The following is a 6,726-nucleotide window of genomic DNA, read 5'->3' on the forward strand; positions in this document are numbered from 1 at the left end:
TTACTCCCCCAACGTTGCTTTTAGTGCTTCGCTAACAGAGGAAACACCAATTAATTCGACTCCTTTTGGACCGCTCCAGCCACCTAAATTATTAGCAGGCAGGATGACCCGCTCAAATCCGAGCTTCGCAGCTTCCTGAACACGCTGCTCGATTCTAGATACCCTTCTAACCTCTCCTGTCAGCCCGACTTCACCGATAATACAATCAGTCGGCCTTGTCGGTTTGTCTCTAAAACTCGAAGCAATACTAACAGCAACAGCTAGATCAATCGCTGGCTCATCCAATTTTACCCCGCCCGCTACCTTTAAATAAGCATCCTGATTCTGCAGAAGCATCCCCACCCGTTTTTCGAGGACTGCCATTAATAGCGGCACCCGGTTATGGTCAATTCCTGTGGCCATTCTTCGTGGATTTCCAAAGCTTGTTGGTGAGATTAAAGCCTGGATTTCCACTAGGACGGGGCGTGTCCCTTCCATCGAAGCTACCACCGTGGAGCCTGCTGCCCCTCGCGACCGTTCCTCGAGGAAAATTTCCGATGGGTTTTCAACTTCTTCGAGACCAAATTCTTTCATTTCAAAAATACCCATTTCATTTGTGGAGCCAAAGCGGTTTTTGACTGCCCGTAATATCCGATACGTATGGTGTCTTTCTCCTTCAAAATAAAGGACCGTATCCACCATATGTTCTAATAGCCTTGGGCCTGCAATCGAACCTTCCTTTGTGACGTGCCCAACGATAAAAATCGCAATTCCCTTCGTTTTGCCAATTCTCATTAGTTCAGAGGTGCACTCACGAACCTGAGAAACACTCCCCGGTGCCGAGGTAATATCCGGATGGAAGACAGTTTGAATGGAATCGATAATAACAAAACTCGGATTCGTACCATCAATCGTACGATTAATTTCCTCAAGATTTGTTTCCGCATAGACGAGCAGATTTTCAGAGGTAATCCCTAACCGCTCGGCACGAAGTTTCGTTTGCCTTAATGATTCCTCACCAGATATGTATAAAACCGGATTTCCTTTATTGGCTAACTGGGAAGATACCTGCAGCAGAAGAGTCGATTTTCCGATTCCCGGGTCTCCGCCAATCAATACTAATGAACCTTTCACGACGCCGCCGCCCAGGACCCTATTTAATTCATTTAAGTCAGTAAGGATTCTTGGCTCACTTACCATTTCAATGGAGGTAATCGGGGTCGGCTTAGAAAGAATTGCAGATCCTCCCTGGGAATGAGCAAATGCTCCCCTTCGGTTTGCTCCTGTTACTTCTACTTCCTCGACCATCTTATTCCACGAACCGCACCCTGGACATTTTCCCATCCATTTTGGGGATTCATAACCGCACTCTGAACACATAAACTTTGTTTTCCGTTTTGCCATTATTAATTCTACCTTTCTAATAGCCGAAAAATGAAAAAGAGGTACACGGCTGGTCTTTATTCACGTGTACCTCTACTAGTAACTACTGTTATCTTTTTGCAGACTTATTTCAATTTATTTTGTTAAGCTAGTTTTCTCAGCTGAATTTACAACAAATTCCCCATTATTCACATCAATTATAGCATGGTGGCCTGTTAATAATGTACCTTTAAGCAATTCTTCAGACAGGCGGTCTTCAATATGCTTTTGAATCGCACGGCGAAGCGGTCTTGCTCCATATTCTGGATCGTACCCTTCTTCTGAAATTTTGCCTTTGGCTGCAGGCGTTAATTCGATTGAAATATTTTGCTCCTTTAAGCGTTTAACTAATTGATCGGATAACAGTGTCACAATTTCGTCGAGATGCTTCTTCTCAAGTGCATGGAAGACAATAATTTCATCGATACGGTTTAAGAACTCAGGACGGAAGGCTTTCTTTAATTCTTCCATCACTTTGCCTTTCATATCTTTATAATCCTGTGCGCTGTCCTGAATATTAAAGCCCACATACTTGTTTCGCTTTAATGCTTCTGCCCCGACATTGGAGGTCATGATTAAAACAGTATTACGGAAATCAACCGTTCTTCCTTTAGAATCGGTTAAACGTCCATCTTCAAGGACTTGAAGCAGAATATTAAACACATCCGGATGAGCCTTTTCAATTTCATCCAAGAGGATTACGGAATATGGTTTCCGGCGTACTTTCTCAGTTAATTGCCCGCCTTCTTCATAGCCGACATATCCTGGAGGCGAACCGACAAGACGAGATGTAGAGTGCTTTTCCATATACTCTGACATATCAATCCGAATCATCGCATCCTCATCGCCAAACATCGCTTCGGCTAAAGCCCGTGCTAATTCTGTTTTTCCGACCCCAGTTGGTCCAAGGAAGACAAAGGAACCAATCGGACGCTTCGGATCTTTTAGCCCTGCTCTCGCACGGCGAACAGCTTTGGAGACTGCAATAACCGCTTCCTCTTGACCAATCACCCGTGAATGAAGAACTTCCTCTAAATTCAATAGCTTTGCTGTTTCCGTTTGCTGAAGTTTCGAAACAGGTACTCCCGTCCAGCTAGAAACAACACTCGCGATATCCTCAACGGTTACTTCGTTATTTTCCTTGCCTTGTTTTTCTTTCCAAGTTTTCTTCGTTTCTTCCAGTTGTTCACGAAGGCGCTGTTCCGTATCTCTTAAGGAGGCTGCTTTCTCAAATTCTTGACTTTGAACGGCTGAGTCCTTCTCTTTTCTTACGTCTTCAAGCTTTACCTCTAATTCTTTTAAATTTGGAGGAGTAGTGTAAGAACGAAGACGTACCTTCGAACCTGCTTCATCGATTAAATCAATCGCTTTATCAGGCAAGAATCGGTCGGAAATATATCGGTCAGACAGCTTAACGGCTGCTTCAATTGCCTCATCGGTAATTGAAACACGATGGTGGGCTTCGTATCGGTCACGTAGACCTTCTAAAATTTGAATGGATTCTTCTGCCGTCGGTTCATCAACACGGATCGGCTGGAAGCGTCGTTCGAGCGCCGCATCTTTTTCAATATATTTTCTGTATTCATCTAATGTCGTAGCCCCAATACATTGTAGCTCTCCGCGGGCTAACGATGGTTTTAAAATATTAGATGCGTCAATTGCACCTTCTGCACCGCCGGCTCCGATTAAAGTATGAAGCTCATCAATGAATAAAATAATATTGCCTGCTTGGCGAATTTCATCCATGACTTTTTTCAAACGATCCTCAAATTCACCTCGATATTTTGTTCCCGCAACAACGGTTCCCATATCAAGCGTCATGACGCGCTTATCACGGAGAATTTCCGGAACTTCATTATTAACTATTTGTTGGGCAAGCCCTTCAGCAATTGCTGTTTTACCAACACCAGGCTCACCGATTAGGACAGGGTTATTTTTTGTCCGACGACTTAAGACCTCAATGACACGCTGAATTTCTTTGCTGCGGCCAATCACAGGGTCGAGACTGCCTTCTCTTGCAATTGCTGTTAAATCACGAGCAAGGCTATCAAGAGTTGGGGTATTGGCACTGACTGCCCCACCGCCTTGATGTCCGCCTGATTCGTTGCTTCCTAATAATTGAAGGACCTGCTGACGTGCTTTATTCAGGCTGACACCAAGATTATTAAGAACTCTGGCGGCAACCCCTTCTCCTTCACGGATTAACCCAAGGAGAATATGCTCTGTACCCACATAGGAATGGCCTAATTTACGTGCCTCATCCATGGAAAGCTCAATGACCTTTTTTGCTCTAGGAGTATAGTGAATCGTTTGAGACGTCTCTTGTCCTTTGCCAATTAAGTTTTCAACTTCTTTTTGGATTTTATCAGAACCTAATCCAAGACCGTAAAGGGCTTTTGCTGCGATTCCTTCTCCTTCACGAATTAACCCTAATAAAATATGTTCTGTTCCAATATTGTTGTGTCCAAGACGAATCGCTTCCTCCTGTGCTAAAGCTAAAACCTTTTGTGCTCTCTCAGTAAAACGGCCGAACATCATACTCTCACTCCTCACCTATTTTTTCTTTCTCCAAATTTAATCGTTCCCTGATTAATGCTGCACGTCTGATATCTCTCTCATGGGGTCTTAACGGTCCGCCGGCATATTGCTGCAAGAATCCCGGCTGTGTTAATATCATTAATTCATTTAAAATCGTTTTTGGCATATCATTGATATACCCCATATCTATTCCAAGCCGAACATCGGATAAGCACTTTGCAGCTTCCTTTGATTCAATGATTCGGCTATTAGATAACACGCCCAATGAGCGGAACACCCTGTCTTCTAATTGTATGTTAGAAGTCTTTCGTAATGCTTCGCGCGCCGACCTTTCTTGTGAAATTAACTGGCTGACAACCGCCATTAAGTCACGGCCGATATCCTCTTCCGATTTACCTAATGTAATTTGGTTGGAGATTTGAAAAATATTCCCCAGGGCTTCGCTGCCTTCGCCGTAAATCCCTCTCACAACAAGTCCTAATTGATGAATCGCAGGAATCATACGGTTAATCTGCTGCGTCAACATTAGCCCTGGTAAATGCATCATTACAGAAGCACGGAGGCCTGTTCCTACATTGGTAGGACAGCTTGTTAGATAGCCGTGTTTTTCATCAAAGGCATATTGGATATGACTTTCAAGCCAATCATCAATTTCATTTGCAGCATCCAAAGCCTCAGATAATTGCAAGCCTGGGAACAAGCATTGAATTCGGATATGATCCTCTTCATTAATCATAATACTAACTTCTTCATTTTCGGTTAATAGAACTGCACCATATGGTGAATCTTCCGCTAAATGAGGGCTGATTAAATGCTTTTCTACTAAAACTCTTTTCTGAAGTGGCTGCATTTGGTCAATTTTCAACAATTCCATTTGGTCAAATTTGTGGAGTCGCGAATTGTTTAAAATCTCTTCTATTTCTAAAATGATCCTTTTCGCTTCCTCATGTGAAAATAAAGTAGGGAATCGATATTCATTAAAATTTCGGGCCAAGCGGATTCGTGAACTTAGGACAATATCGGAATCAGGTCCTTCTGCATTCATCCAGGAGCTGACCGCTTGATTAAGAAAACGTTCGAGTGACACGTCGTTATTCCCCTCCCTCTTGGCTGCCTGCTAATTGTTTCTCTAAGTTGCGTATTTCATCACGTATCTCAGCAGCCTTCTCGAACTCTTCATTGATGATGGACTCTCTGAGTGCGTGTTTCAGTTCATCTAATTGCTTTCGAAGATAAATTCCGCCGCCAATTCGTTTTGGAATTTTTCCGTTATGTGACCAGTTGCCACTGTGAAGGCGGCCCAAAACAGGTTTAAGCTGTTCTTTAAAGGTTTCATAGCATTGTGCACATCCAAAACGGCCCACCTTTAAAAATTGAGGAAATGTCATGGAGCAGTGATCACATTGCAGGATTTCCTCTTGATGAAACGGGCTTTGGTTAGGCTTTTTAAAAGAAGGGTCGATATTTAATAAGCCAGCTAACAGATTATTAAATGCAAAACCTGATTCTCCATTAAAAATAAACATTTCACCTTTTTCCTGAGCACATTTCTCACAAAGATGCACTTCAGTTTTTTCACCATTAATGATTTTTGTAAAATGAAGTGCTGCAGGTCTTTGGTTACATTCTTGGCAAATCATATTATCACCTCTCCAGCAGCGTGATTTTTTAGCTTATTTATATTTTAAAGATGTTAACATAGCTTTTAGCATTCTCGCCCTTAATTCATCCCGGTGTGGAAGATCAATGTATAAAACAGATCGGTCGATAACACTTAACATGATTTTCGCTTCCCTGGTGGTGATGATTTCCTCTTGGACAAGTCGCAGGATGACATCTTCAGCGCTTGTTTGACTAATTCGATTTTGAAACAGCGATAGTAAGTGATCAATAAGATGGGCCAAATCATGGGATTGGACTTTCATAATCCGGATATATCCACCGCCTCCCCGCTTGCTTTCCACAATATATCCTCTTTCAATGGTAAAGCGGGTATTGATGACATAATTGATTTGGGAAGGAACACATTGAAATTTGTCAGCTATTTCGCTTCGTTTGATTTCAACGAGGTCCTCGTCACTCATTTCTAAAACCTGCTTCAAATATTTTTCAATAATATCGGAGATATTTCTCATCTTCCCACCCCCTTTTGGTGGTTCTGACTTTGACTATATTTGACATAAATTATACTCATTTTTTTATGTAGATGCAACGATTCGCTACTAATGATTTTCTCCAAATTCTGCGGTTGGGAAACGTGTGAATTTATTTATGTTTTTATTTTGTTTGTGTTCGTAAGGGTGTTTCCGGATTGATTTCAAAATTGGAAATGGAATTATGCTCAGACTTTGGGACTGTTTGTGGTTTGGTTTGGCTTGGTTTGGGGAATTGTCTCATAGAAGTGGTCTATGGGACACTTCCGGTGATTTAGCTTGATGTTTTGTCCCATAGAAGCGATCTATGAGACACTTCGGGTGATTTGGCTTTGTGTTTTGTCCCATAGAAGCGATCTATGAGACACTTCGGGTGATTTGGCTTGGTGTTTTGTCCCATAGAAGCGATCTATGAGACACTTCGGGTGATTTGGCTTGGTGTTTTGTCCCATAGAAGCGATCTATGGGACACTTCAGGCGGTTTACTTTACACTTCAAAAAATCATCAAAAAAAGACAACCACTTAAGGTTGTCTTTCATCTGCCTGGCAACGTCCTACTCTCACAGGGGCGCCTGCCCCAACTACCATCGGCGCTGAGAAGCTTAACTTCCGTGTTCGGTATGGGAACGGGTG

The 6,726-nt window shown here is 42.6% G+C and carries 5 protein-coding genes and 1 rRNA gene; all 6 read right to left on the reverse strand.

Translation table 11 applies throughout. The features are described 5' to 3' along the window. Nucleotides 1-1,383 (reverse strand): DNA repair protein RadA, encoded by a 1,383-nt coding sequence (radA, locus tag ABES02_RS15420; RefSeq protein ID WP_430136493.1) that lies wholly within the window; start codon nucleotides 1,381-1,383, stop codon nucleotides 1-3. A 114-nt stretch (nucleotides 1,384-1,497) separates the two neighbouring features. Continuing rightward, nucleotides 1,498-3,939 carry an ATP-dependent protease ATP-binding subunit ClpC gene (gene clpC / locus ABES02_RS15425; RefSeq protein WP_430136496.1) on the reverse strand — a complete coding sequence of 814 codons (2,442 nt, stop codon included), beginning with the start codon at nucleotides 3,937-3,939 and terminating at the stop codon, nucleotides 1,498-1,500. A 4-nt stretch (nucleotides 3,940-3,943) separates the two neighbouring features. Beyond that, a complete protein-coding gene (locus tag ABES02_RS15430) occupies nucleotides 3,944-5,026 on the reverse strand; it encodes a protein arginine kinase (RefSeq protein ID WP_430136500.1) in 1,083 nt (360 codons plus the stop codon). Between the two features lie 4 nt (nucleotides 5,027-5,030). After that, a complete protein-coding gene (locus tag ABES02_RS15435) occupies nucleotides 5,031-5,579 on the reverse strand; it encodes a UvrB/UvrC motif-containing protein (protein WP_430136503.1) in 549 nt (182 codons plus the stop codon). A 33-nt stretch (nucleotides 5,580-5,612) separates the two neighbouring features. After that, nucleotides 5,613-6,074, reverse strand: coding sequence for a CtsR family transcriptional regulator (locus tag ABES02_RS15440; protein WP_430136506.1), 462 nt, complete (start codon nucleotides 6,072-6,074; stop codon nucleotides 5,613-5,615). Between the two features lie 560 nt (nucleotides 6,075-6,634). Further along, nucleotides 6,635-6,726 (reverse strand): 5S ribosomal RNA (gene rrf / locus ABES02_RS15445); the annotation flags it as partial.

Source organism: Neobacillus pocheonensis, from assembly GCF_050477905.1.
In the GTDB taxonomy this organism is placed as follows: Bacteria; Bacillota; Bacilli; order Bacillales; family Cytobacillaceae; genus Neobacillus; species Neobacillus pocheonensis_A.